The sequence below is a fragment of the Endothiovibrio diazotrophicus genome, assembly GCF_054657215.1.
This window is the reverse complement of record NZ_BAAHXB010000345.1, coordinates 1-325: the sequence shown is the minus strand read 5'-3', so window position 1 is coordinate 325 and position 325 is coordinate 1. Positions and strand designations below refer to the sequence as shown.

At 66.2% G+C, this 325-nt stretch carries 1 pseudogene; it reads right to left on the bottom strand.

Annotated elements, in window-relative coordinates:
* Nucleotides 1-127: 127 nt before the first annotated feature.
* Nucleotides 128-325 (bottom strand): annotated as a pseudogene (locus ACYQ2W_RS26750) (REP-associated tyrosine transposase); the annotation flags it as partial.

Below are 325 nucleotides of genomic sequence, written 5' to 3'. Positions count from 1 at the left end.
GACGCGAACGGAGGCAGCGGGGGAGGAGCTTCGAGTTCCGTTCCGACGGCCGAGGCCTGCCGTTCCGAACGTCCGGTAGCGGCCCCGGCAGAGGTGCCTCCGTTCCCGTCGCCGCGGTAGCGACGACCTACTCCAGCTCCATTCCCTCGATGGACGGCGGTGGCGTTGCTCCCCAGCCGGCCTCGTAGACTCCCCGCTTGAGCCACTCTCCGAACGATGAATACGGATGATCCTCTGCCGCCGATACCAAGCCGTGTTTGACGGGGTTGAAGTGGATGTAGTCCAGGTGGCGCTGAAGGTCCCGCTGGTCGCGGATCAGGTGGTC